The 23917-nt window shown below is 57.4% G+C and carries 19 protein-coding genes; 7 read left to right on the top strand and 12 right to left on the bottom strand.

Translation table 11 applies throughout. The annotated features are described in order from the left end of the window. Nucleotides 1-28: 28 nt before the first annotated feature. From E0D86_RS00410 to E0D86_RS00375, 8 genes are all read right to left on the bottom strand, one after another. On the bottom strand, nt 29-1621 hold the full coding sequence (locus E0D86_RS00410; RefSeq protein ID WP_131647985.1) for an NAD(P)/FAD-dependent oxidoreductase: 1593 nt from the start codon (nt 1619-1621) through the stop codon (nt 29-31). Between the two features lie 520 nt (nt 1622-2141). Further along, nucleotides 2142-2960, bottom strand: coding sequence for an SDR family NAD(P)-dependent oxidoreductase (locus tag E0D86_RS00405; RefSeq protein WP_131647983.1), 819 nt, complete (start codon nt 2958-2960; stop codon nt 2142-2144). Between the two features lie 35 nt (nt 2961-2995). Continuing rightward, nucleotides 2996-3814: an enoyl-CoA hydratase/isomerase family protein gene (locus tag E0D86_RS00400; RefSeq protein ID WP_131647981.1), complete on the bottom strand. Its 819-nt coding sequence runs from the start codon at nt 3812-3814 to the stop codon at nt 2996-2998. Further along, nucleotides 3811-4782: a lactoylglutathione lyase gene (locus E0D86_RS00395; protein ID WP_131647979.1), complete on the bottom strand. Its 972-nt coding sequence runs from the start codon at nt 4780-4782 to the stop codon at nt 3811-3813. Before E0D86_RS00395 ends, E0D86_RS00400 begins: the two co-directional genes overlap by 4 nt. A gap of 79 nt (nt 4783-4861) precedes the next feature. Continuing rightward, nucleotides 4862-7363, bottom strand: coding sequence for an RND family transporter (locus E0D86_RS00390; protein WP_131647977.1), 2502 nt, complete (start codon nt 7361-7363; stop codon nt 4862-4864). A gap of 30 nt (nt 7364-7393) precedes the next feature. Beyond that, the gene (locus E0D86_RS00385; RefSeq protein ID WP_131647975.1) at nt 7394-8533 is read right to left on the bottom strand and encodes a YCF48-related protein; all 1140 of its coding nucleotides are present in this window, start codon (nt 8531-8533) and stop codon (nt 7394-7396) included. Between the two features lie 136 nt (nt 8534-8669). Next, nucleotides 8670-10028 carry a DUF1329 domain-containing protein gene (locus E0D86_RS00380; protein WP_131647973.1) on the bottom strand — a complete coding sequence of 453 codons (1359 nt, stop codon included), beginning with the start codon at nt 10026-10028 and terminating at the stop codon, nt 8670-8672. Between the two features lie 22 nt (nt 10029-10050). Further along, a complete protein-coding gene (locus tag E0D86_RS00375) occupies nt 10051-11712 on the bottom strand; it encodes a DUF1302 domain-containing protein (protein ID WP_131647971.1) in 1662 nt (553 codons plus the stop codon). Nucleotides 11713-12093: 381 nt separating this feature from the next. Between E0D86_RS00375 and E0D86_RS00370 the strand changes: the two genes are divergently transcribed. Together E0D86_RS00370 and E0D86_RS00365 are read left to right on the top strand one after the other, a co-directional pair. After that, entirely contained in the window at nt 12094-12936 is an 843-nt protein-coding gene (locus E0D86_RS00370; RefSeq protein WP_131647969.1) for an SDR family oxidoreductase, read from the top strand. 105 nt (nt 12937-13041) lie between these two features. Further along, the gene (locus tag E0D86_RS00365) at nt 13042-13938 is read left to right on the top strand and encodes a DMT family transporter (protein WP_305955859.1); all 897 of its coding nucleotides are present in this window, start codon (nt 13042-13044) and stop codon (nt 13936-13938) included. On the opposite strand, the gene E0D86_RS00360 is transcribed toward E0D86_RS00365, so the two are convergent. Further along, nucleotides 13935-14957, bottom strand: a complete 1023-nt coding sequence (locus tag E0D86_RS00360; protein WP_131647967.1) for an amidohydrolase family protein — start codon at nt 14955-14957, stop codon at nt 13935-13937. The two genes, E0D86_RS00365 and E0D86_RS00360, sit on opposite strands and share 4 nt — an antisense overlap. A gap of 235 nt (nt 14958-15192) precedes the next feature. Here E0D86_RS00360 and E0D86_RS00355 point away from each other — a divergent pair, with 235 nt between their 5' ends. Beyond that, on the top strand, nt 15193-16047 hold the full coding sequence (locus E0D86_RS00355) for a patatin-like phospholipase family protein (protein ID WP_131647965.1): 855 nt from the start codon (nt 15193-15195) through the stop codon (nt 16045-16047). A gap of 17 nt (nt 16048-16064) precedes the next feature. On the opposite strand, the gene E0D86_RS00350 is transcribed toward E0D86_RS00355, so the two are convergent. Both E0D86_RS00350 and E0D86_RS00345 read right to left on the bottom strand, forming a co-directional pair. Then, nucleotides 16065-16976: a LysR family transcriptional regulator gene (locus E0D86_RS00350; RefSeq protein WP_131647963.1), complete on the bottom strand. Its 912-nt coding sequence runs from the start codon at nt 16974-16976 to the stop codon at nt 16065-16067. A 206-nt stretch (nt 16977-17182) separates the two neighbouring features. Continuing rightward, nucleotides 17183-17851, bottom strand: a complete 669-nt coding sequence (locus E0D86_RS00345; RefSeq protein ID WP_131647961.1) for a TetR/AcrR family transcriptional regulator — start codon at nt 17849-17851, stop codon at nt 17183-17185. A 407-nt stretch (nt 17852-18258) separates the two neighbouring features. Here E0D86_RS00345 and E0D86_RS00340 point away from each other — a divergent pair, with 407 nt between their 5' ends. The 3 genes from E0D86_RS00340 to E0D86_RS00330 are packed head-to-tail and all read left to right on the top strand — an operon-like array spanning nt 18259 to nt 20735. After that, entirely contained in the window at nt 18259-19455 is a 1197-nt protein-coding gene (locus E0D86_RS00340; RefSeq protein WP_131647959.1) for a phosphotransferase, read from the top strand. A 52-nt stretch (nt 19456-19507) separates the two neighbouring features. Next, nucleotides 19508-19918 carry a nuclear transport factor 2 family protein gene (locus E0D86_RS00335; RefSeq protein WP_218568000.1) on the top strand — a complete coding sequence of 137 codons (411 nt, stop codon included), beginning with the start codon at nt 19508-19510 and terminating at the stop codon, nt 19916-19918. Nucleotides 19919-19961: 43 nt separating this feature from the next. After that, on the top strand, nt 19962-20735 hold the full coding sequence (locus tag E0D86_RS00330) for a tyrosine-protein phosphatase (RefSeq protein ID WP_256681108.1): 774 nt from the start codon (nt 19962-19964) through the stop codon (nt 20733-20735). A gap of 292 nt (nt 20736-21027) precedes the next feature. On the opposite strand, the gene E0D86_RS00325 is transcribed toward E0D86_RS00330, so the two are convergent. Further along, nucleotides 21028-22062, bottom strand: a complete 1035-nt coding sequence (locus tag E0D86_RS00325) for a hypothetical protein (RefSeq protein WP_131647955.1) — start codon at nt 22060-22062, stop codon at nt 21028-21030. A 371-nt stretch (nt 22063-22433) separates the two neighbouring features. On the opposite strand from E0D86_RS00325, the gene E0D86_RS00320 reads away from it, so the two are divergent. After that, nucleotides 22434-23795, top strand: a complete 1362-nt coding sequence (locus tag E0D86_RS00320) for a DUF1329 domain-containing protein (RefSeq protein ID WP_131647953.1) — start codon at nt 22434-22436, stop codon at nt 23793-23795. Nucleotides 23796-23917: the final 122 nt, after the last annotated feature.

The following is a 23917-nucleotide window of genomic DNA, read 5'->3' as shown; positions in this document are numbered from 1 at the left end:
GCGCGGCCTGATCGACGAGATAGCTTCGCTATTTACCGGCCTTGGCCAGGTACTTGGCGACGCGTTTGGCAGCCAGGCGCCCGGCCATGCCGTTCACACCCCCGCCCGGGTGGATGCCGGCGCTGCCAAGGTACAGTCCCGCTACCGGCAAGGTATTACCGCCCAGCCCATGGGCTGGGCGCATGGTGCTGGAGCGCATGGTGGTGGTATCGATATGTACGACGCAGCCATTCACGGTATTCAAACGCGCGGTGAAGTCAGGTGCGGCCTCGATTCGCCGGCCGATGATCTGACCCTTGAGCCCCTCGACATACTCTGAAGCCTGATCGATAACCTGATCGGCCACACGCTCTCTGATCGCGTCCCAACCTTCCACGGGATTGACCGGCATCACTGGCGGATAAATGTATAAAACGTCCTGACCGGCGGGTGCCTGGGACGGATCCGCCGCGCTGGGAGCTGCCATGGTGATGTAGGGAAGCGTCGGCACTTCACCCCGCATGCACGCGGCGAAGTTTTCCAGCACAGCCTCCTCGGTTCCTATCAATAGGCAGGTCTTGCGCAGGTCGACATCGTCACCCCTGACAGCCTCAAACCGAGGCACAGATATTTGCCCGCTCAAGGCAACGTCCACTTTCAGCGGGCCGGAGCCTTTGGCGTTGGCCGGAGCCATTGCGATACGCGTCAACAGGTAGGACGGAATCTCACCCGTGCTGACCATTTCCAGCGCCACTTTAGGATGACAGCCGGCAATCACCGCACGCGCTGTGAATTCGCGGCCGTCGGCCAGGCGTACGCCCTTGACCAGCCCACCAACAGAGACGATCTCAGCGACCGATGCGCTGACCAATACTTGGCCACCGAGCTCTTCAAGCCGGGCCTGCATGGCGTTGCTCAGTTGCTGCATGCCACCCAAAACGCGGCCGACGCCAAAGCGATGGAGGAAGCCAAGCAACGCGTAATAGATGCCGCCGCCGTCGGCGCTAATGTCACCAGCTAGGCCGGTCAGCGCGCACATCGCGGATATGGTCACGGGATGCTCAAAGCGTTCACGGGCGGCTTGGTGGGCCGAGCCGGTCATCAGCGCCATCAGTTCTGGTTTGAGTTTGCGGTTCTTCAACGCCGAAGCTATGACTTGGAATTTGGCCTTCAGATTCAGTTCGGCTGGGTCCGCGCGCATCATCGGCAACGCAATGTCCAGGAACATGTCGATGACATCCATCAGCTTGAGAAAAGCCGCTGCGTCAGCCTCGCTGTAACGCCTGATTTCCGCAGCGGTTTTGTTACGGTCTCGCCAGAAGATCAGCGACGTGCCATCCGGATGCAGGTAGACATAGCCCGGTGCCAGCTCTATCGACTTGAAACCGTGCCGCTCGAGATCAAGTTCCTTCGGAACATGGGCGTGAACCCGCATCGACATCATGTCCAGCGCACAGGGATGGACGAGATGCTGGGGCGCCTCGGGGATCAGGTATCCCGAGGAAGCCATGCCGCCGACTTTGTCCAGGGCTTCAAGCACCAATACCTTCTTGCCTTCCAGCCCCAGATAGCAGCCCGCTGACAAGCCGTTCGTGCCGCCGCCGACAATGATTACGTCGAAATCTGTATTTTTATTATTCATTCTTTGTTGGTCCTATCGGACTTCAACAACATTTGCCCAACGCAAAAGCCGCTGCAATCCGCTTGCAAGAGTTCGGTTCAGAGCCGCAACACTAGGTAACGCGAGCGCAATTAACCGATCCGGCAAAAGCCAGAGAAATCGCTTTGCAGGAGACGGTTAAGGGTTTTGTCTGTTGCCCCTGTCTTGGCGCTGAGCAGCACCCTAGCAATAAACGCCACCGGGCAGCCCGGCATCCGTTTTACCGACGGTAAAACACTTGCATAGTCCGGGCGGAGCAGTAATGCGGGGCGCGTTTTCAGTAGAGCGTAAGGGCGAACCGAGCGTCCTATAAAAAGCCGAAGGCGCGCCTGCCCCCGTTTCGCGAGCAAGCTCGCTCCTACCAAAGCGGCAGTGTGCGTACCTGCCGCAACGTGCCGCGCATACCGGTAGGAGCGAAGCTTGCATGCGAACCAGGTATGAGGTTGGCAACTAAAGGTGGGCGTCCGGCTCCGCTTTCGCGGGCCGGGCCGACCGGCATTACTTACATGCCTGTGCGACCCATTTTTTCAAATAGGGCACGCATGGCCACGAGAGACGGGGTGTGGCTACTGAATCCACCATCTGCGACGAGCGTGGTACCGGTCACGAACGAAGACTCGTCCGAAGCCAGGAACGCAACCACATCGGCAATCTGCCTTGGCGTACCCAGTTCGGCTGTGCAGTGGTTGTCGCGCATTATCTCCAATAATGGCGCTGGCATTTCATGCTGTGGTGCGAGGCCGATCTGCACTGCATTGCCACGAATCCCTTTCTTCCCGTACTGGGACGCGACCAGGCGCGGAAGCATCATCAGCGCCGCTTTGGAGGTCGCATAGCCAGTCAGCGACATGTCGCCCTGCATCCCCAATCCAGAGGTGGCAAAAATGATCGAGCCTTTGCCCTGCTCCAGCATCACCGGAATGACATATTTGGTGCAGAGCACGGCGCCACGCAGATTAACCGCTATGGCGCGGTCGAACGCTTCCATATCCAGGTTGGCTAGATCACGGTCCCGCTGGCGTTGGTCGGCGTTCAGCACGGCCGCATTGTTGTGCAGCACGTCGATCCGACCAAATGTCTCCGTTACCTGGGCGATCATCGCCATGACGTCTTCCTCGGACGACACATCGGTACGAAAGCCATGAGCTGGCCTGCCTTGCGCTGATATCGACTCTGCCACCCGGTTGGCAGAGTCGCCGTCGACATCTACTACCGCGACAGACGCACCATGCTCCGCCAGCACCCGAGCACATTCGGCGCCCAGCCCGTTGCCACCACCGGTGACGATCGCAACCCGCCCTGCCAGCTTGCCCATGCTCATCTGTTATTCCTTATTTTATTGGAAGCAATGCCAATCTACTCGCCTATGAAGCGCGGCTCACGCCGTTCACTGAAGGCTTGCGCTGCTTCGCGCACGTCCTTCGTCGGCGCTAACAGCGCAAACAGGTCGAGTTCGAGATTGAGTCCGCTCTTGAGATCCAGCTCCAGCGCAGCCCGGGCTGCCTGCTTGACGAACGCCGAAGCAGCGGGTGGCTTGCTGGCGATGCGCTCGGCAAAAACCCTGACCTCCTCGACCAGAGTCGCGTTGTCGGCGGCCAGGCGACTGACCAAGCCGATCTGCAATGCCTGGTCCGCATTCATGCGGTCGCCCGTCAGCAACATATCGAGGGCGCGCCCCGGCGCCACGACCCGCGAAAGCCGTTGAGTACCCCCACCGCCGGGAATCAGCCCAAGGCCGGTTTCCGGCAATGCGAAAATCGCATTGGGAGCGGCGAATCGAATATCGCAAGCCAATGCAAACTCCAGTCCGCCACCCATGCAGTAACCCTGGATAGCAGCGATGACCGGCTTGGCGATCCCATCGAGCGATTCGATCCAGCGCGAACGCTCCATCCGCTGGCGCACCTGCAGGGAGGTTTCTTCACCACGACGCTCCTTGATGTCGGCGCCAGCGCAAAATCCACGCTCGCCTTCACCGCGGATGACAATGACCCGCACCTGTGGGTCGTTGTCGAGCAATTGAAGCGCCTGAGGAACCCCCTGACGGGTGCTGTCATTGATCGCATTGATTTGGCCTGGCCGAGTCAATACCACCCAGCCGACCGAAGCGCCGCGCTCGATCCTGACTGACTCGTTGATAACCAGCGGTGCCTGCTGATTTTCTTCGGCGCTCATACGGAGCACTCCTCGAACTCGAACACTTGGCCATCCAACTCTTGCGGATCGATCTTGATCAGCGACTTGCCACCTACAGCTTCGGACGACTCGATCCACTCGAAGGCCGTACCGCGAGCGCGCAAATCTTCAGCTTTGGCAACCAGGTCATTGACACCGATGCGGATGTAATACGGGCCCGGCCCCCAGTTGTTTACATAATGCCCGGCGTCGGTATTCCAGTAAGTTGCCTCGAGCACGTCCAGCGTGGCGCTATTGGCGACCGTAAAGCCCATGCGCGCACGGCGGTAGCCTTCACTTGCAATATTCTCCACCGGGCAGGACGGCTCCCAGTCAAGGTTGGTGGAAAGCTTGCGCAGCGTTTCATCGAGATCGCGCACCAGAAAGCCTCGCGCGGTAACACGTACCATGTCGCCCGGCTTCTGCTCACGCGGCTGCGCCGGCGGCGTTGCATAGGTTTCCGGAGGCATCTGCAACGGCTCGGTGGGCATGATTTCAATGCACAGGCCGCCGTCGACGGATGGCTCGTAATAGGGCTTCTCCGGCGTAGCGCCCAACCACAGACGGTCGAACGGCATTTCCGGCGTGCGCTGGGCCATACGAAACGGCAGGCGGCGGCGCATCAACTTGCTGACCAGAGCATCGAACTTGTCGCCATGCAGCGCGAGCACAATCGAGTGAGTGATCATGGGCCGATGGTGGCCCTGGTAGTCCTTCAGGCTTTCCAAAAAATCATGAAACAGCGGGTCGCCTGGATTTGGACGATCCAGATGCCACTGCGGCTCGATACGGGTAGGTGAAACTGCCAGTGACTTGTGTACGCGCAAAAAATGCGCAATGTACGGATGGTTATCGAACGCCTGGCGCCAGCGCTCATGCTTGAAGATGCCGAGCTTATCCACCAGCTTTTCCGTCATCCCGTCCGGATCCGGAACCATCATGTCGGCACTCATCAACAACTCGAACATAACCCTCTCCCTTCAATAGCGCGCCATAGCTCTGGGCTTGGCTTTACAGTCAGTGGAAGCGCCAACCGGGCGCGTCCGATCAATGAGCGGCAGCCGCGTCAGTTAGTTTTTTTTTCTGGATAGCCTGTTCAACCGGCGTATCAAGCATGGCTGGCGATTCCGGTGAGGCCGAAGTGGTTTTTGGGTTCAGCAGGAAATGCGACAGAGCCGGGATCAGCACTAGGGCGCCGAGCATGTTCCACAAGAACATGAAGGTCAGCAAAATGCCCATGTCAGCCTGAAATTTGATGGGTGACCAGGCCCATGTAATCACTCCAGCCGCCATGGTCAAGCCGATCAGAGCGACCACTCGGCCGGTAAAGTCCAGAGAGCGGCGGTAGGCCACTGCCAGCGACCCGCCCCGCTCCTGTACGGCGAGCTGCACACTGAGCAAATAGAGTGCGTAATCCACGCCTACTCCCACGCCAACCGCAATAACCGGCAGGGTTGCCACTTTCAGGCCGATACCGAGCCAGACCATCAAGGCCTTGCAGATGATGGTGGTCATGATCAAAGGAATGAGCGCGACGATGGTGGCGCGAATGCTGCGGAACGTCAGCAGACAGAGCAAAGCAGTAGCGCCATATACCGCCAGGTACATGGTGATGATGCCTTTCTCCACCTCGATGTTGGTCGCCGCTTCGATACCCGCGTTGCCTGCGGCCAAGAGAAACTCGACCGGACGTTCTGAGTCAGCCGTGGTGTTGTATTCGGCGGCAAAGGCCTCGACCACCCCCATCACGCGACGCAACGTGTCCGCCTTGTGATCGGTGAGATAGGCGATCAGCGGTGTAACCGAGCACTGCTGGTTGGTGATGCCTGGCGAAGAAATCATCGCGGCATCGACCGACGCGTTGGTGATGGCCTGGTCGCGGCTGATAGTCAGCCACTTGCCGCTGCCTTCAGCCATGCCTGAGGTCACGAAACGAGTCGACTCGGCAAGCGAACTAGTGGTCTGCACGCCAGGAGTCTGACGCAGTTGCCATGCAAGCCGGTCCATGGTCTGCAGCGTCTGGTACAACCGACAGCTGTCCGGATCGGTTTTCATGATCACGACGAACTGGTCGCTGGACAGACCATAGTGGCTGGTGATGTAAGCGTTGTCCTGGTTGTAGCGCGAGTCGGCGCGTAGCTCTGGCGCACCTGGATCCAGATCACCGATCTTGAGGTCGAGCATGACGATGCTGCAGATGACAGTGACGACAACCGATAGCGAAATCACCGCAATCGCCCAGCGCCGCTCGGTGAAACGGTCCAGGCCGTGCCAGATATGACCAAGCCAGTTGCGGTTTTCGGCTCCGGCACGCTCTTTCTCGAGAGCGATCAACGCCGCTTTTTTGCTCACGCCGATATAGGACAGCGCGACGGGTATCAGCAGTAGTTTGGTAAATATCAGTACCGCAACACCGATGCTGGTGGTTATCGCCAGATCGCGGATTACCGGAATGTCGATGATCACCAGTACCGCGAAACCGACAATGTTGCACAGTAGTGCGGTAAGTCCGGTGAGAAAGAGACGGCGGAAGGTATAGCGCGCCGCCACATACTTATGCGTACCGCGGCCAATGTCTTGAAGAATACCGTTCATCTTCTGCGTGCCATGGGAGACACCAATGGCGAAGATCAGAAACGGTACCAGGATCGAATACGGATCGAGATCATATCCAAGCAGCTGCATTAGACCGAGAAGCCATACGACCCCGGCCACCGCTACGCCGATCAACAAAATCGTGCTGCGCAGACAACGCATGTAAAAGTAGACGAAGATCCCGGCGATCAGGACGGAGATGGCAAAGAAAACCATCACGCTGTACAGCCCGTCGATCAAATCGCCGACCAACTTACTGAAACCGACGATATGAATGCTGATCTTGTCGCTTTCGAAGGAGCGGATCTTCTCTTCCAACTGGTCGGAGAATTCACCGTAATTGAGCGGCTCTCCGGTCTGAGGATGCGAGTCGAGCAACGGGGCGACAATCATGCTCGACTGTCCATCATTGGCGACCAGATTCCCGATGATTCCGGCACGAGAAATGTTGCGCCGTAGTTTCGTTATCGACGTCTCGCTGCCGTCATAGTCGGAAGGCATTACCGCACCGCCACTGATTCCATCCTCGGTGACTTCCTTCCAACGGACAATCGGCATCCACAGCGATTTCATCCAGGAGCGGTCGACTCCAGGGATGAGATACAGCGTATCGTTTACTTCCTGCAGAACCTTCAGGTATTCCGGGTCATAGATATCGCCCTGCTTGTTTTCCACAACGATACGAATGCTGTTGCCCAAACCAGGGAGCTGATCCTTATATGCGAAGTAGTTCTTGATATAGGGACTGCTGCTCGGAATCATTCTTTCGAAGCTGGCATTTACGTCTATGCGAGCAGCGAAGTAACCAAGTACAACGGTGGCCAGCAGGCAGACCACGAGCACAAGTACGCGGTTATTGAAAATAACACGCTCGAAAAACCCGCCGGACGACTTGTCGAAATCGCGAACATCCGGAACTACGGGCATTCCACTATTGTACTTTTGATCTACCATTTTCTTGTTCTCACTAAGCATGCCGCGTTATTAGTTCGCCTTGGCTATCTCGACGAGTTTTGCACCCGAGAAAAAAGTCACGACCATTTCGCCATCTCGTCCGGTACCACTGGCCGCGAACACTTCGCCCACGCGTGAGGTCTGCAGGGGTGTGACGCTCAAACTTTCTTTGTCGAGCGCGATCATCGCGCCGCTCTGGCTAACCATGATCAGTTGCTGCCCTGAATCCACCGCGCTGATCAGACTTGCGTTAAGGCCGGTGTCTATCTGCTGCCATTGCCCCCCATCGTCCCTGCTCGCATATAGGTTGCCACGCAGGCCGTAGGCCAGAAGCAGGTCGGGAAGCGCGCGCACACCGAAGTAAGTACCGTTATAGGGCGTTTCGATCGTTGTGAACTGTTGAGTCTGGAGATTCAGGCGCATGAGCAAGCCCTGCTCTCCAGCGATGTAGAAAACGCCGTCGCGTTCGTCCAGGCCATACAGGTGCATACGGCGGGTATTGTCGGTTTGCTCGATCCAAGGATCCCAGGTCGCACCATCATCGGTACTTCTCAGGATCATCCCGAACGCACCAATGACGTAGCCAACCTTGTCCTCATTGAACATGACGTCGAGAAACGGTGACGCCAGCACATCGGGCGTCGCCGACGTGTTCATGGCAAACTCCACTTCTTGGAGCATGTCTGCAGCGCCCTCGATGCCACGTTCCGCACGCTCACCGTAGAACGCGTTGAGACGCGCAAGCACCGTGCGACCGTCGAGTTGAACGGACCAGGTCAGACCACCATCGGTGGTATTCAGCAGCACAGAATCGTGACCGACGGCCCATCCGTTCATAGGGTCACGAAAGCGCACCTGGACCAAGTCCGTGGAAACAGGGCTCTGCACTTGCTGCCAGGTCGTCCCGCCATCGGTGGAGCGCTTGATCATGCCGTGCAACCCGACGCCAACAAGCACATCACCCGCTCGATCCATACCGAGGAGCGGCACCGAAGCGCTGATCGGCTTCGACGGTTCTCGCAAGGGATCGATACCCTCCGCCGCAACAGACGCCTCCACACCAAATGGCACCAGCAGAACAAACAACATCACGCCTAGCCATTTCCCGGATAACCGGGTAATGGTCGCCGGAGAAGCATTTGGCGTGGCAAGCGGGACCGGGAATATCATTATTTTTTATCCTCAACCAGCGTAATCAGAATGCGTACGATGCCTGCCGACATAACTCAACATCGCTTGCAGACCTAGGAACGAAACCCGATCGGCAGACCTGCATATGCAAGCGCACATGCAGACCCGCAACTAATCAGCGCTGGGTTTCCCTCATTACAATCGCTTCCGGATTTAACGAACGCTCGGAACGCGGCTCGGTCAGAACTCGATAACCACCATCCAAGCCATCGTTGATTACGCCGTACATGCCTTTATTGAAGTCATATATAGAGTGTTTGACGATATAGGGGATGTCATGGTCGTAGAACTGAACACCACCAAGCATCATTGCGCGATAGAGCTGACCGCTTTGATCCCATGCGTCGTACAGGCCCGCACCATAAGTATCTTCGTCGAGATAGTAGGTGCGCTTACTGTAAACGTGGCGCATACCGGGCTTCAAAGTCGCCTCGACTTCCCATACCCGGTGTAACTCCCAACGCTCACAGGCAGGGTTAGGATGCGAGTCTTTAAGTTGATCGTCGCAGTCGAAGTAGAACTTGTAGGTGTTGTAGGGGATGTACATCTCCTTTTTGCCTACAAGTTTGAAATCGAAACGGTCCTGGACGCCGGAGAACATAAACAATTCATCGAATAGCTCGAGACCGCCCATGCTCGCGACCGGGGTGTCGTAGGCAAACTCTGGGGCTAGCTTCACACGGCGTTGTCCCGGCGTATAACTCCAGGCCCGACGGGGTTTGACGGTTGGGTCAAGGTAGTCGTTGAGGCCGGTCAGCTCACCGGCCTTTCGGGCAGGAGCCTTGGTCAGCGAGTAAACCCGATACGCCATTTCTGGATCACGGCCTTCGACATCGGTCTGGTAATAAGGACGCTCGACAAACGTTGATTGTGTGGCGGTTTTGGTTACGCCGCCGTTACTGTCCACAACCCAGGTGTTTGAGGAAGACGTCGTGGTTCCGAATTTGCCGTCGTTGTAGCGAAGCAATTGATTCCACATCACCTCATTGCCGGTCTGGGGGATCGGAAATGGAATACCGCCCCGGCAGTCGGTCTCTACGGCCAAACCGTCCTTCTTGGTTTCGCATTCGGTCGCATTACGCACCGTGGCCTGCAGCACCTCTTCCGGGTATGCAGCTGTGCGATGTGTCGGGTAAATATCCATGTAATAGTCAGGGTTGCGCTTGAGCACCTCTTTCTGACCATCACTTAGCTTGTCGGCGTGTTCAGCCATGTTTTCAGCAGTAATACGAAACAGGGGCTTTTCGTTAGCGAAGGGATCGACCCATACACCACTGTCGGGCTCGAAGCCCGGCGGCGCAGTACGCAGACCGCCTTCATAGGCGGGGATGGTGCCTGCTTCGTTACCTGCTGCGATGGCGCCAACGCGAGTGAGTGTATCGCCCAATTTTGCAGCTTCCTCGGCAGAGACCGCAGCCATCGATAGTGAAGAAATACCGCTGAGCATCAGACCAAGAGCGACTTGGAGCTTCATTGAATTCCCCTTTTTATATGTTTTAGAAGGAAGTTTTATAAGTGAACGCAAGCCAACCGCGGTCGGTTGTACCCACCGCACCGTTGCCGCCAACCCCACCGTTAAGCAGATTTTTTTCCTGAGCGGAAGTATCTGCGTAACGCAGGCTGAATTCATGGCGCTGGATGTAGGTCATTTTTGCGCCTACAGACCATGCCAGAGCACCTTCGCTTCCGCCACCCGCGCTTGCGGCATTACCGCTGATGCCATAGTTGACGGTCAGCGGAACCTCAAGATCCCAAGAAGGGAAGATCGAAAGGTATTGAGGGGTATAGTTCACAGCGACAGCGTAGTAGTCATCAGTCGAGCAGCCGTCTTCTTTACCTCCCGGAAGAGCTGAACTTCTGGCGTCACGGCACCCAGCGTAGCCATCACCCTTGTAGAGCTCTTCGTGCTTGGTCACCTTGTCCAGATGGCTGTAGGCAAATTCGCCAACCAGGGTCGCGTTGTTCGCGATGAAGTTACGTGGAACGCCATATACCGCGTTGGCTACGAAGTGAATGGTGTTACCACGAGGGCCTTCTTCGTCAACAGGACTTACGCCTGTAGCGTTCAATGCACCGTTTTTGCGATAGGAGAGATCCATGCCCACCGCTACGGAGTTAAAGACACGGGAAAAGCTCAGTCCCGCCAGCTTCACATCTCGAGGATGGACGAGCCGGTAATAGCCATCGGGAGCAGCGACCAGCTCGGGGGCGAGCCAAGGCTGATAGTCATCGAACTCGCGATAATAGGCGCCGACCGTGGACTCGATCTGTTCCAGGTTGAGCTTACCCATCACGCCCCAGTTAGCAGTGTCGCGCCCGCGCTTGGTGCTTCGCTTTTCAAGATTGAAGCCCGGAGCAAGCGGGAAGCGATCTGGCCCTTCGAAGAAAGGATCTGCTGGTCCGAAATAGGTACCGCCATAGGGCATGCGAGTGTTGTCCCACTCGAAGAATTGCTGCACCGCTACCGAAAGGGTATCGGTCAGCTGGGCCTTGATCGAAACCTGTCCCACCGGCAAGAACACTTCTTTCGTCTCGATGCCAGGACTAGTAACGGCCTTCACACCGTCGCTAGGTGCCTGCGAATAAGACACGGCATGCGCACCGAACAATAGGCCCTCACCCCAGTAGTTGGTATGCCGACCCACCTTAAGGTTAACTGGCACCGGTCCAATGTTGAAATTCGTCCAGATAAAGGCGTCGAGGATCTCGCCGGAAGGGCCATGAACATAGCGATCGACTTCCGAGCTGTATTTGTTGCCGTTATAACTTGTCGAGTAGCCAGGAACGTTGCTTTCGACAGTGCCGTCTTTGTAAGCGTCGTCGTACCAGGCTGCCGCGCTTACGCGAGCGCCCCAGAGATACTTATATGCAAAATCGACCTCTGTGAGCAGATCGACACGATTTGTCACGATATCGCCTCTGTCGAACTTCCCATCCGACTCATCTGTCGTCGGGGTGTTCATGATCCGGTCATCCTGGCTTTCCATCCTAACGCCCAGGTTGTATCGGACAGTGTTGTCAAAACGCAGACGGTAATCAGGATTACCTAAATCAATCTCGATCGCGGTAGCGCTTCCTGCGCCACCGAGCACAGCGACCGCCAGGGCGATGCGGGTTAGCTGCGAGGGCTGAGTTCTGAAGCGGCGGCATTCTTTCATCGTTGTGATCCTTTTATTTTTATTTTCAGTGGGTTACACCGAAACGTGTTCAACCTGAGAAGCCTTCCTACGCCTGGCGAAACCGTTGCGATCGCTGTGCGTATAAACAGCATGGGCTGACCAACCCCCGATGCTTAGGGCAACCCTAGCGGATATTTACAAGATATTCCACATTGAGATTCAGATTCTTCATATAGAATTTCATCACCACAAACCATGCTGTCAGCCAAACCCATGAACTCGAATATAGACATTTATCATAAATTCGTTCACTTTTCTTCGTGACAGGATTTTTTCCATCGGCCGACGCGGCAAGCCCAGCGCCGTTTCAGCCGTCCACAGGCGGCCAACGTAGCGGCCAACGCAGAGGCAGGTATTCAAATGAACATCGATTTGAGCAACAAACGCGTCATCGTCACGGGTGCTTCCAGGGGCATCGGCTTGGCCATCGCACGTGCCTTTGCCGCCGAAGGCGCTCGCGTTGCAATCTGTGCAAGATCCTTGGAAGCCGTAGAAACAGCTGGTCGCGAGCTTGCTGGCAGGGCCGCTAGCGTGATTGCGCGCGCCGTCGATGTAACCGACACAGAGGGAGTGAGGCGCTTCGTTGATGAAGTAGCCGAAAGCTGGGGCGGCGTGGATGTACTGGTGAACAATGCCGGCCAGGGTCGCAGCGGCAATATCGATACCCTTACCCCGGAGGCGATTCTCGAACATGCCAATGTTCTGCAGATGGGACATTTCCGTTTCGTTCAGGCCGTGGTGCCGCATATGCGCAAGCAGAACTGGGGGCGCATCGTCGAGATCAACGCGCTGGCCGGGACTATTCCCACACCCGACGGCATCCCATCGGTGATCAACCGCGCATCCTGCGTCGCGCTGTCCAAGTCGCTGGGAATGTCGCTGGCTAAGGAAAACATCCTGGTGAACAGCCTGAACATGGGCTGGATCGATACCGGCCAGTGGGACCGTCACTACAAGGAAATGGGCCCCGGCGTGAGCCGCGAGGAATTCGACGAAATGGTCCTGAAAGTGGTACCAGTTGGCCGCTACGGTAAACCCGAGGACGTGTCCGGTATGGTGCTGTTCCTGTCCAGTGAATATGCGAGCTTCATCAGTGCCGCATCGATCGATATCGCCGGCGGCATGGGTGGACAGATTGCATACTTCCCTACCCTCAAGCGCGATTTCGCCGCCGCCATCAAGGAACGAAACGCCGCCAAGTGATAGTGCGGTCCGTCGCCGATTTCACGACGGCTAATCTCGTTATTTGGTACCGCGGCACGAGCATTTGCTGGCGTCGCTGGGCGCTGACATTCTCAGGACTTCTCCATGCCAGGTTTGATGAACCTGTTGTTGCCGATTCTTGCCACACTGATATGGGCTGCCAGCACCGTGGTGAATCGAATGGCCGTAGGTCTGATAGATCCTGCAGCCATTTCGTTCTACCGCTGGCTCGTTGCAGCCGTTGTGATAACACCCTTCGTGTTGACGAAGGCCTGGAACGTTCGGCGAACTATTCGGACACATCTTGCAAAATTGTTCGCTCTAGGTTGCCTTGGCATGTCGCTGTACCAGTCACTGGCCTATTTCGCTGCTTACAGCGTCACCGCTACGTCCATGGGTCTGATTCTGGCAACCATGCCCATGCTGACGGTCCTGCTGGCCATTGCGCTGTTACGCGCCAGGCCCACGGCGGGGACGCTTGCCGGCGCGCTCATATCCTTTCTCGGATTGGCCTGGTTGATCAGCACCGGCGACCTGGCTGCGCTCTTTCGCCAAGGCATGGGCAAAGGCGAGTTCATGATGCTGATGGCGTCGCTGTCTTATGCGCTTTATTGCGTTCTGGTCAAGCGATGGCAGATTCCATTGCCCACGTGGGTGTCGCTGTATGTGCAAATACTTTGCGGTACGTTGGTTCTGGTGCCGCCTTTTCTACTGGCGCCTTCGGCTGAGTTGACCAACGACAATCTGCCATTGGTGCTCTTCGCCGGCCTGTTCGCCTCTGCCATGGCGCCCGGGTTATGGATGCGCGGGCTCGTCTCGCTGGGTGCGGAAAAAACTGCCGCGCTGATGAATCTGGTGCCGCTGTTTACGGCCATGCTGGCAATCACGCTGCTCGGCGAGACGCTGCACCTCTACCACGCGGTGGGAGGCGGGCTGATCCTGCTCGGCATTGCCCTGGGGCAGATGAGCCGGCGACGCGTCGCTGACTCACCGCTGTCTTAGACGACCGGCACGGAGACGTCCAGCTTGAGCAGCTCGATGGCATTGCCGCTGCGGATGCGTTCACGTTCATCCTCGGACAAACCCAGGCCATGGGTCAGGTCACCATGATCATAGGCGCCGCCGAAATTGGTCCCGTATAACAGGCGATCCGCGCCGACCACTTCCACTACTCCGCGCCGCAGACCTGGGGCGTGCACATCCAGATCGAAATAGAAGTTGGGCATGTATTCCATCAATGGCCGCTTGTTTCGGCTGTCCGGCGCCATGGCGCGGTTGAGCTCGCTCAGCCGGCCGAGCTGAAACACTGCCATGCCGCCGGCGTGGGTGATGTAGGTTTTCAGATTGGGAAATGCGTCCAACGCGCCGCCGCAGATCAGATACCAGAAGAACAATGTCTCATCGACGCAATCGCCAATGATCGAGGTGGTTTCGAACTTGTCATCGGTATGCTTTTCGCCCCAGTAGATCGACTGGTTGAAGCCATGCACCATGATCGGCACGTCGAGCTGAGAGAGTTTCTCCCAAACCGGGAATAGCTGCTCGTCATACGCCTGCAGTCCATTGAAATTGGCCCCGCCTACGCAGACGCCGCGTGCGCCCAGCTGACGCACGGCGCGATCGATTTCCTTCGCTGCCGCCTCCGGGTCCGCCAGGTTGGCGTGGCACCAGAAATCGAAATGCTCCGGGTCCTTGCGACAGAACACAGACAATTCGTCATTACAGACACGCGCATATTCGTTTGCGAAATCGCCCGCCCAGTACATAAAGCAATGGGACGGGGTGGACATGACGAGTTTGTCGACGCCTCGCTCGGCCATCAGCTTGCGTCGGCTTTCGTGGGTCATTCGGGCAAGGAGGTTGGCCTGAGCTTCCTCATCCGAAGACGCTTTGGCGGGCTGCTTGGTACCGAGCGCAAAGTGCCCCACCGTAAGCCCCTGGACCTTCATGAATGGTCCCCAGAATTCGTGGCGGTTGAACATTCCTTCGGTCAACAAATGAGCGTGGACATCGATCAGCATGGCATTCCAATCCTTTTCTTGTTTGATGGTCCCCTTAGGGATTTCTCGGTTCTGATTACGCCTGCACTAGAACATGCGCATCAGCAGAATATAGACATATACTCAATATATGTTCACAAGAATAGATGCCAGAGGCAGAACATCCGCACTGTCACCCGAACATCACCCGCGTGATGGCATGTTCTGATGACGCTCTGGTAATGCCCACCTACCTGTATGCCAAGGACAAACAGCTATGTTTACCGACCATTCCCTGGTTTTAGGTGGCGGCGGAATCACCGGTATCGCCTGGATGACCGGCCTGCTGCTTGGCTTGGACGAAATGGGCGTCGACCTCCGTGAGTGCGGCAAGATGCTTGGGACATCAGCCGGCGCCACCGTCGCGGCGCAGATCCGCGAAGATAGCGATCTCTGGGAACTGTACGAACGTCAGGTCAACGCATCGAAACAGGTTCAGGAACTCGCGCCTCAAATACGACTGCTGCGATTACTGCCTTTGGCAATTTCCGTATTGCCAAAGCTGAATGCTCCCACCGAGCGCACCAAGCGAATCGGTCAGCTGGCGCTACGAGCCGAGGCCGGGAATGCACAAGCCAGGCAGTCAGTCATTGCGGCCCGGCTGCATCCTCGACAGGACTGGCCAGCCAAGCCTATGGCCGTTGTCACTGTCGATGTGCTGACTGGCGAAACCAGAATTTTCGACCGGCACTCCGGCGTGGCATTGGCCGATGCGGTTGCTGCAAGCTGCGCCGTGCCCGGTATCTGGCCGCCCGTTAACATCGGCGGACGCCAATATATGGACGGCGGAATCCGAAGCTCGAGCAATGCCGATCTGGCCGAGCGTTCATCAGGGGTGATCATTGTGTCGCCCCTTGGCGCGAACCGTGGAATTCCTGGCCGCACGCTGGCCAAGCAAATGGCGAAACTCGAGCAGTCCGGGACGCGCGTTCAGGTTATCGGCCCTGACAGGGCAGCGGCAGCGGCGATGGGCAGAAATCCGCTGAATCCGGCGCGGCGCGCCATCGCTGCGCAGGCCGGCAGAGCGCAAGGCCATCTGATCGCGACCGCATTTGAGCAATATTGGCGTTGAGCCGACATGCGGATCACTCAGGATGCGCACGCCATGATTAGGAACTGGCGAAACGCTTCAGCGGTTTGCGGCAACTCCGTCTCGCGGCGCCAGATCAAGCCCAGTTCCATGGGCGGGATAGCGTCCACCAACGGCCGCGCCTCGATTTTCTTGCCTTCCAGCGACCAGGCCCGATAAAGCATGTCGGAGAGAATCGTAACGCCGAATCCATGGGCGACCAGCCCTCGCAATCCTTCCATCGAAGACGTCCGGAACGCCACATTCGGCTCCAGACTGCGAGAACTCCAGTAGCGATACGTGGAGCTCTCCCCTTCATCCACAGTGGGCAGAATGTAAGGATGACGCGCCACGTCTTCGAGTGTAATAACCGAGGCTTGCATCAGCGGGTGTTCGCTGGCGAGCCACAATTGGCGTCGCGAGCGAATCAGCACCTGATGCTCGAAACGCTGCAGGTTCTCGGTATTGGAGACGATGGAAAGCCCCATATCCAACCGTCCCGCAGCAATTGCGTTTTCGATGACAGGCCGATCCATATCGACCAGATCGATTTCCACCTGCGGATAGCTCCGCTTGAACCGCGCCAGCAGCGACGGCAGAAAATAGCCGAGCACCGTGTAAGAAGCCCCGACGCGAATCACCCCTTGGATCGAATGGCTCAGAAAAAGCGGCTCGCTGAGCGCGTCCTGCAGCGTGTCGAGAATATGGCCCGCATGCTGGGCGAACTTATGCCCCTCTGCGGTCAGGGTGACGCCGTAAGGCAGCCGGTCGAACAACCGAACGCCCAATGTCTGTTCAAGTTGCAGAACGGCGGCGGTAATGGCCGATTGCGATACATGCACCTTCACCGCTGCCTGGGAAAGCTGCCCTGCCTCAGCCGCGGCCATGAAGTAGCGCAGCTGGCGCATCGATATGTCTTTGCCCTTCGCCATCCCGTTACCCTTCACCAACTCAGTGCGACCACTTCAGGCTAGTCGCGCACCATACAGCGAACGCAAGATTCGGTCACGGTGTCGAGCAGGCGTTATAAGCGCAGCCCACGTTACGCTCTATGACGTAACGGTGAGATGACCATGAGCGCTCCAATGAATCGAGCGCCCCTAACGAGACCTGCGCGAGACCCGGCAGAACGCGATGATCAATCGGCGCGAGGGCTGCGCGGTTCTTTTCCATGCGTCGCGACGATGCTGGCCAGAATGAAATCGGCACAGTGTTTGCGCCAGGTTTCCATACCTTCCTCGGAAGCAGTATCGAGGCCGACCAGCGCTGAGGTGGAGTAAGCGTTGGTAAACCAGCCGGTAGCGATGAGAGCCGCGGTGGCAAGCAGTAGCCGAGGCTGGGTGTCCGGCTTGAAACTACGGCATTCAATGCCTCGCTGAACGATCCCGCCAACCTTATCGACCAGGGCCGGTGCCAGTTCCAGGAAGCGGTTGCGCGGCGTTTGATTGTAATCGTGATAGCGAACGCCCTCCTGCGCCAACCTGGCAAGCAAGGGGTCGTTGCGATATTGATCGAAGATGTGGTTGAGCAAGGCTCGAAGCGCTTGCGTCGGGGTCAGCTGCTCGACATCGAAATCGACCCACCCGGTCATGAGTCTGTCAGAGGTTTCGTCAAGCACCGCGACAAACAGGCCTTCCTTCGATCCGTAATAGTGGAAGATCAGCTGTTTGGTAACGCCAGCATTGCGGGCAATTTCGCCAATACGCCCGCCGGCCAGTCCCTTGTTGCAAAACTCCTGATGCGCGGCGGCAAGCATTCGGCTCATTGTCTGACGTTTATCGGACTTCGAGCGGGTCTGTGTTTGCATCTTCAACGCTCCTTTGCCACGACATCAGGCGGTTTATATATATGCAACACGTTGCCATGTTGGCTATGCGCGAGCCGTCTTTTTGTTTTACCAATAGTCAACCGCCAGTGTTTCCGGTTTGGTAAAACTTGATATAGCCCCGGCGCCTTCGAGCAGGTCCGATTGACCAACGCCCTCAAGTATCCACCACGGCTATTTTCCGATGAGCATTTCGAGACTCCAAAACAAACACGCATTTGACCGCCGGTCAAACAACTCAAGCGTATCGAGAGCGTGTTTGCCTTGTTGACGCAGCGCGCCTGGTCAACACTCGGGTTTACGCCGAATACGTGAGTAAGTGCGTTTCCGCTGTCGTACGGTTTCTACAGGAAGCCGCTTATATTTCGCCTTCAGAGATAAAAACAACAATGACCAGTATCGAAGAGTTGCGCACGGCGCGCCCTTATCCTGCACGTCAGGGCAGGCTCCCGCGTCACCTGCAAGACGTTACGCCCCATTGGTTGACGAGCCTGCTTCAGAACCGCTACCCCGGGATCGCGGTGAATGATTTCGAGCAGGTAGAGGTGCGTAACGGGCACACCACCAAGCTACGGCTCGCGCTAGACCTCAACGAGGTTGGCCTGGCCGCTGGCATTCCGCGCAACGTTTGCCTTAAATCCAACTGGTCGGAAGGGTTCGAAAGCGGCGAGATCTGCGAGTTGGAGGCGCGCTTCTACCACTTCATGCGCGAGCGTCTGCACACGCCGGTGCCGGACAGCTATTTTTCCGACTGGGATGGCGATGGTGGCGGTCGGGGCGTCGTCGTGATGGAAGACCTCGGAATGGCGCCAGGCCAGTTCGGTCACAGTACCCATCACCTCGGCGTCGATGGCGTGGCCCAGGGGCTGGAGTCGCTGGCGATGTTGCATGCGGCACTGTGGGGAAGTTCTGAACTCAAGGCACAGAGCTGGCTGCCCACGTCCATGGATCACCCGGTCGACTACGATCAGTTTTTACGCATGTACGACTACATTCGGCTGAACCTGCGCAAGCCTGAGTACAAGGCCATCCTGCCGAAGTGGATGTATGAAACACCGGAGCTGTTTGGGCATGCCTTTGACGAGTTGCGCGCTTATGAACTTGAGCAGGAGACACCTATCTGCCTGGTCCATGGCGATTCTCACCAGGGCAACAGCTTTCTGCGCGACAGCGGCGAGAGGGTCTGGCTTGATTGGCAGCTTGTGCGCAAGGGGCGGCCATGGCGCGATATTGCCTATTTCATGCTTGGGGCGCTGACAATCGAGGAGCGGCGGGCTTCGGCCTGGGATCTGGTCAAGGTCTACCGCGAGAAGCTGATCAGCCTGGGCGCCGAAGGTGTACTTGGACAGGACGCCGCCTGGGAACAATTTCGCCGCTGGCCCATGTATGGCATGCAGGCATGGCTGGCCAATGTCGATGAGTGGGGCCAGGACGGGCGCATCATGGTGGAGCGATTCTTCGCCGCGGCGGAGGATTTCGAAACCGTGAAAACGCTGACCGCCGGCAAAGCGCCACGCCGCCACGTGAAGCTGGGCGAGGGCGCGCGCCAGGTTCTCCCGCAGTTTCGGCATTTGCTGGAAGATTGATGGTTTGGATCATTGTGTACGAACAAAAAACAATAAACGGAGTGCAATCGAAATGACGACGCAACTGAATGCTGAAAGCGTCCAACGTTTTATGAAGGGTCAGGTCTCGGCATGGAACGCCCACGATCGCGAGGCCTTTCTTGACTGCTATCGCGAAATAGCGCCTGAGTCGCTGATCATCGAATATGCCGGGCGCACTGACACGCGTGATGGCTGGTTTATCCTCGAAGAGATGTTCGACAAGCACAATGCGGACATCTCTCTGGAAGTGGTGGAGACCATCTACAACGGCAACGACGTTGCAGCTCATCATCGCAATTGCCTGAATGGTACCGGGCTGGCCATTGAAAGCATCGAAACCTACCGTTTCTCACCAGGCAAACTTCAGGTGTGCTATTTCCTTAAACCGCCGGTGACCGACAATCTGGACCTCACGCAATTTCGGGGATTCGCCTCCGCTTGATCACATTAGGCGAACGTTCGAGCATTCAGATATGAGAGCCCCGATGAATCTGCAGTTAGCAGGCACCGATAATTTTCGTAGTCTCAAAGGCTTGCCGGCCCATGACGGCCGGCGCATCGCCGGGCATACGTTGCTACGGTCCGACCAGCTGCACATGCTTGCCGCCGAGGGCTGGGAAACCCTCAGGACCCTTGGCGTAAAGACCGTATGTGACCTGCGCAGCGAGGGTGAGCGCCAGCGGACGCCCAACAATCTGCCTGTTGAACTTGAGCAGCTGGCACTTGAGGTCACCGGCGACATGCGCGCCGACAAAAGCGTGTCGAGCCTGTTGACTGAAAGCCCGGATCTTGCCGGCGCCGAGGCCATGATGTTCGAGGTATACCGGCGTCTGCCGGGCATGCTGGCGCCGCATCTGCCGAAACTGTTCGGGTTGTTCGAGACGGGTAAGGTGCCCGTGCTGGTTCATTGCGCAGCGGGCAAGGACCGCACCGGTTTTGCCGTCGCGGTTATTCTTCACGCGCTCGGCGTAGCGCGGGAAGTCATTGTCGCTGACTATCAGCTGTCGGCCCGCCGAATGGTCGACGCCAGCGACGTCCGGCGAGAGCTGATGAGTACGCTGGTCAGCAACATGATCGGCAAGCCCTGTCCTGACGAAGCGGTCGACGCGATCATGGATGCCCGCCCCGAGTACCTGCAAACGGCCTACGACTGCGTGGACAAGCACTATGGATCGATGGACGCCTATATCGAGACGTGTGTCGGCCTGGATGCGTCGGGCCTGAATAGTCTCAGGGACCGTTATCTCACCGCTGACTGATGCCCGGCTGGCCGTTCGTAGCAGATCCTTCCCTCTTAAGCACATTCCCCCCGATGGCGTTCGGGGCGATTGCTTGCGAATTCGCCCCTGGAGCGTTTCGCCACATGGCGTCGGTGTGGTGTGTAAGCAGGGCACTGCTGCAAAAAAAAAGCTGCTCGCCCCCGAGGGGTTGAGCAGCGAAACACCAGTCGCTCCTGGTTCATTGGGCTCGCTCGCCACTTCAGGCAAATCGAGCCGCTGACTCGTACCGCTTAATCAGCCATCGCAGCAGGCCGCTTCGCCCGCTGCTCGATTAGTTGATATCGCTGCCGGGGACATTGCGTGCCGCGCCATTGCGCCGGTCCGACTCACCCCAGGCCACCCAGTGATCCGGCTCGCGAGTATCACCCACTCGCCGCCAGCGGCCTTCCTGCTGTGCTGTGACGGGAAAGCCGCCAACGAAGTCGATCATTTCGCCGCGCGGATCGGGCAGGAATTCCCATTCTTCACGGCCGTCCAGCGTGATTTTGGCAGCCTCCAGAAAGTAGCTCCCGTCCTTGTGCTTGGTTACGCATTCGATGTCGGTGGTGGTACGCACTTCGCCCTTTTCATTCTGGAAAATCGCGTAGCCGAGGTGGTCATGGCCAACCATGAACGAGCCGACATCGTAGGTGCCGTCCTTGTAGACCGTGGCAAAGGACCACCACAGCACGTGCATCTTGTTGTTCACCACCAGGTCTTTCTTGAAGTGAATCGCGCCGCCCTCGGCCATGTACACCTGGTCGAGCAGGATGGCGCCCTTGACCGGACGCCCTTCGCAGACGCCGCTGACATCCCAGATCTGGGAAACGTAAAAGGTGCCCCACTCGACGCCCGGCAAGTACCACTGCATACCGTTGCCGAGCAGGCGGCCTTCGAGCTGGAACAGGTTGTTCTCTTTCCAGGTGAAGGTTTCGCTGTTGGCGGTCAATTCCCATGGATGGCCGACGTCATCCGGCTGGTTGGTCCAGCGGACGGTATCGCCTTGCAGCGACAACGCCGGAGCCGGCGTCACGCCGCGTTCCGCCATGCGTGCCTGGTCCATGCGGATGTTCTTGCCGTCGATGCGGGTGGACAGATAGAAGAATTTGGTCGGGTTCGGCGTGCCGGTTGGCGCCATGACCGAACGGGTGAACGAATAGATATGTCCTTCTTCGTCACGAACCGAGCCGAACGGCATGCTCTTGCTCAACTGCAAGCCGAAAAAGCCACGGCCACCATGCATCGACTCGCCGGTCACCTTGTAGGGCGCGACCAGGGTTTGATAGGCGAAATCGCCTCGCTCGGGGATCTTGGAAAAAGTCTTCATCTTTTATCTCTTGTTATTGAGTCGTTGAACGGAGGGTTACGCAGAGGCCTGGACCCGTTCGAATTTAGATACAGACGCCTGAAGAACCAGCTTGCAATAAGGGAAAAATGGAAACATGGGCATGGCTTTAACGTTTGTTCTTATTAAATTCAACGTAACGCCGGTTTCAAATCATCAGGCGCTTCGTGGTTTCGGCTGACGGGCTTCAGGTTAGGACCAACTGCCGTTTTTAACATCACTAAATATCCGCTTTCGTTTTACCGTGGGTGAAACGGTATGAACGGCATGTAAACGCGTATTGGCTAAGTTAGAGGGGCGATGCATCACGTCGTCTTACGGCTCCATATAAATCCAATAAGCGGAGACTGCTCATGATTTCCCGATTCGCGTTAAGCATTGTCTTGACCGGCATTTCCACATTTGCCTGCGCTGCGGTTTCGCCAGAAGAGGCGCAGAAACTGGGTAATACGCTCACCCTGTTCGGGGCAATAAAAGCCGGAAACGCCGAAGGCACTATTCCGCCCTACCAAGGCGGTTTGCGGACCGCTCCAGCGGACTTCGAACCCGGCAAAGCCTGGACCGATCCTTTCCGGGATGAAAAACCGCTGTACCGGATCACCGCACAAAACGTAGATCAGTACGCCGACAAATTGAGCGCGGGGCAGCAAGCCCTGCTAAAAAAATATCCGGACACCTGGTACATGGATGTGTACCCGAGCCATCGCACCGCTGCCTATCCGGATAACGTGCTGAAGGCAACGGTTCGCAACGCCACCGAATGTGCAACCTTCAACGACGGTTTATCGCTTGAAACCGAATGCCGGGGCGGCCTGCCGTTTCCCATCGCCAAGACTGGCCACGAGATGATGTGGAACCAGTTGTTGCGCTACAAAAACGGACCGACTGGCGTCCTGGACGAGCACACCAGCTGGGTGGTCGACTCCAATGGCAACATCACCAAGACGGCGCAACAGCGCGCCTATGAGGAATTTCCGTTCTATCAGACGCATCTGGAGGACCGTGATCCGGAGGTATACGGCCGTGCCTGGTCGATCAACACCGAGCCGGCTCGCCGGGCGGGCGAGATGACCGGTATTTCCGATTTTCTGGACCCGACCGAGAAACCGCGTCGCGCCTGGAGCTATTCGCCAGGTCAGCGCCGCGTCAAGTTGGCGCCGGAGTTCGCCTATGACACGCCGGTAGCGAGCCAGGGCGGCATTTCCCTGTTCGACGAGCTGCAAATGTTTGCCGGCAAGCAGGATCGCTTCGATTTCAAGCTGATAGGACGCCAGGAGATGTACATCCCCTACAACGCCTACAAGTGGTACTTCGGAATCGAAGCGCCCGAGCAGTTCATGAAGAATCACGTTAACCCGGCGGTTGAGCGCTGGGAGTTGCACCGCGTCTATGTAGTGGAGGCGACGCTCAAGCCTGGCCAGCGCCACGTGTACAGCAAGCGGCGCTATTACATGGACGAGGACACCTTCGGCGCGGGCCTGTACGACGCCTGGGACCAGGAAGGCAATCTGTACCGGACCGTGTACATGGCCGGGGTGCAGATCTATGACAAAGACATTCCCTACGCGACCAAGCTGGCGATCTTCGATTTCAACAAAAACATGTATGGCGTGCTCAACGACTTCCTGACCGGACGCCTGGAGTTTGCGGAGGAGGCACCGTCCAACAGCACGCAGAACCCGGAAGCCATCGTGTCCAAGTACACGCAGCGCTGATCGCGTTGGTATCGCCGGGCTTGTCTGGCGCGTAGCCATGGCCTCGCCGATACGTGGCGCGGCTATTGCGATCCGCGAGGCGCTTCATGCCACACCCGAAAACAACAATGACAGGAGATAAA

It is taken from the genome of Pseudomonas sp. IC_126, assembly GCF_004331835.1.
GTDB lineage: Bacteria > Pseudomonadota > Gammaproteobacteria > Pseudomonadales > Pseudomonadaceae > Stutzerimonas.
This window is presented reverse-complemented; position numbering and strand designations above follow the sequence as displayed.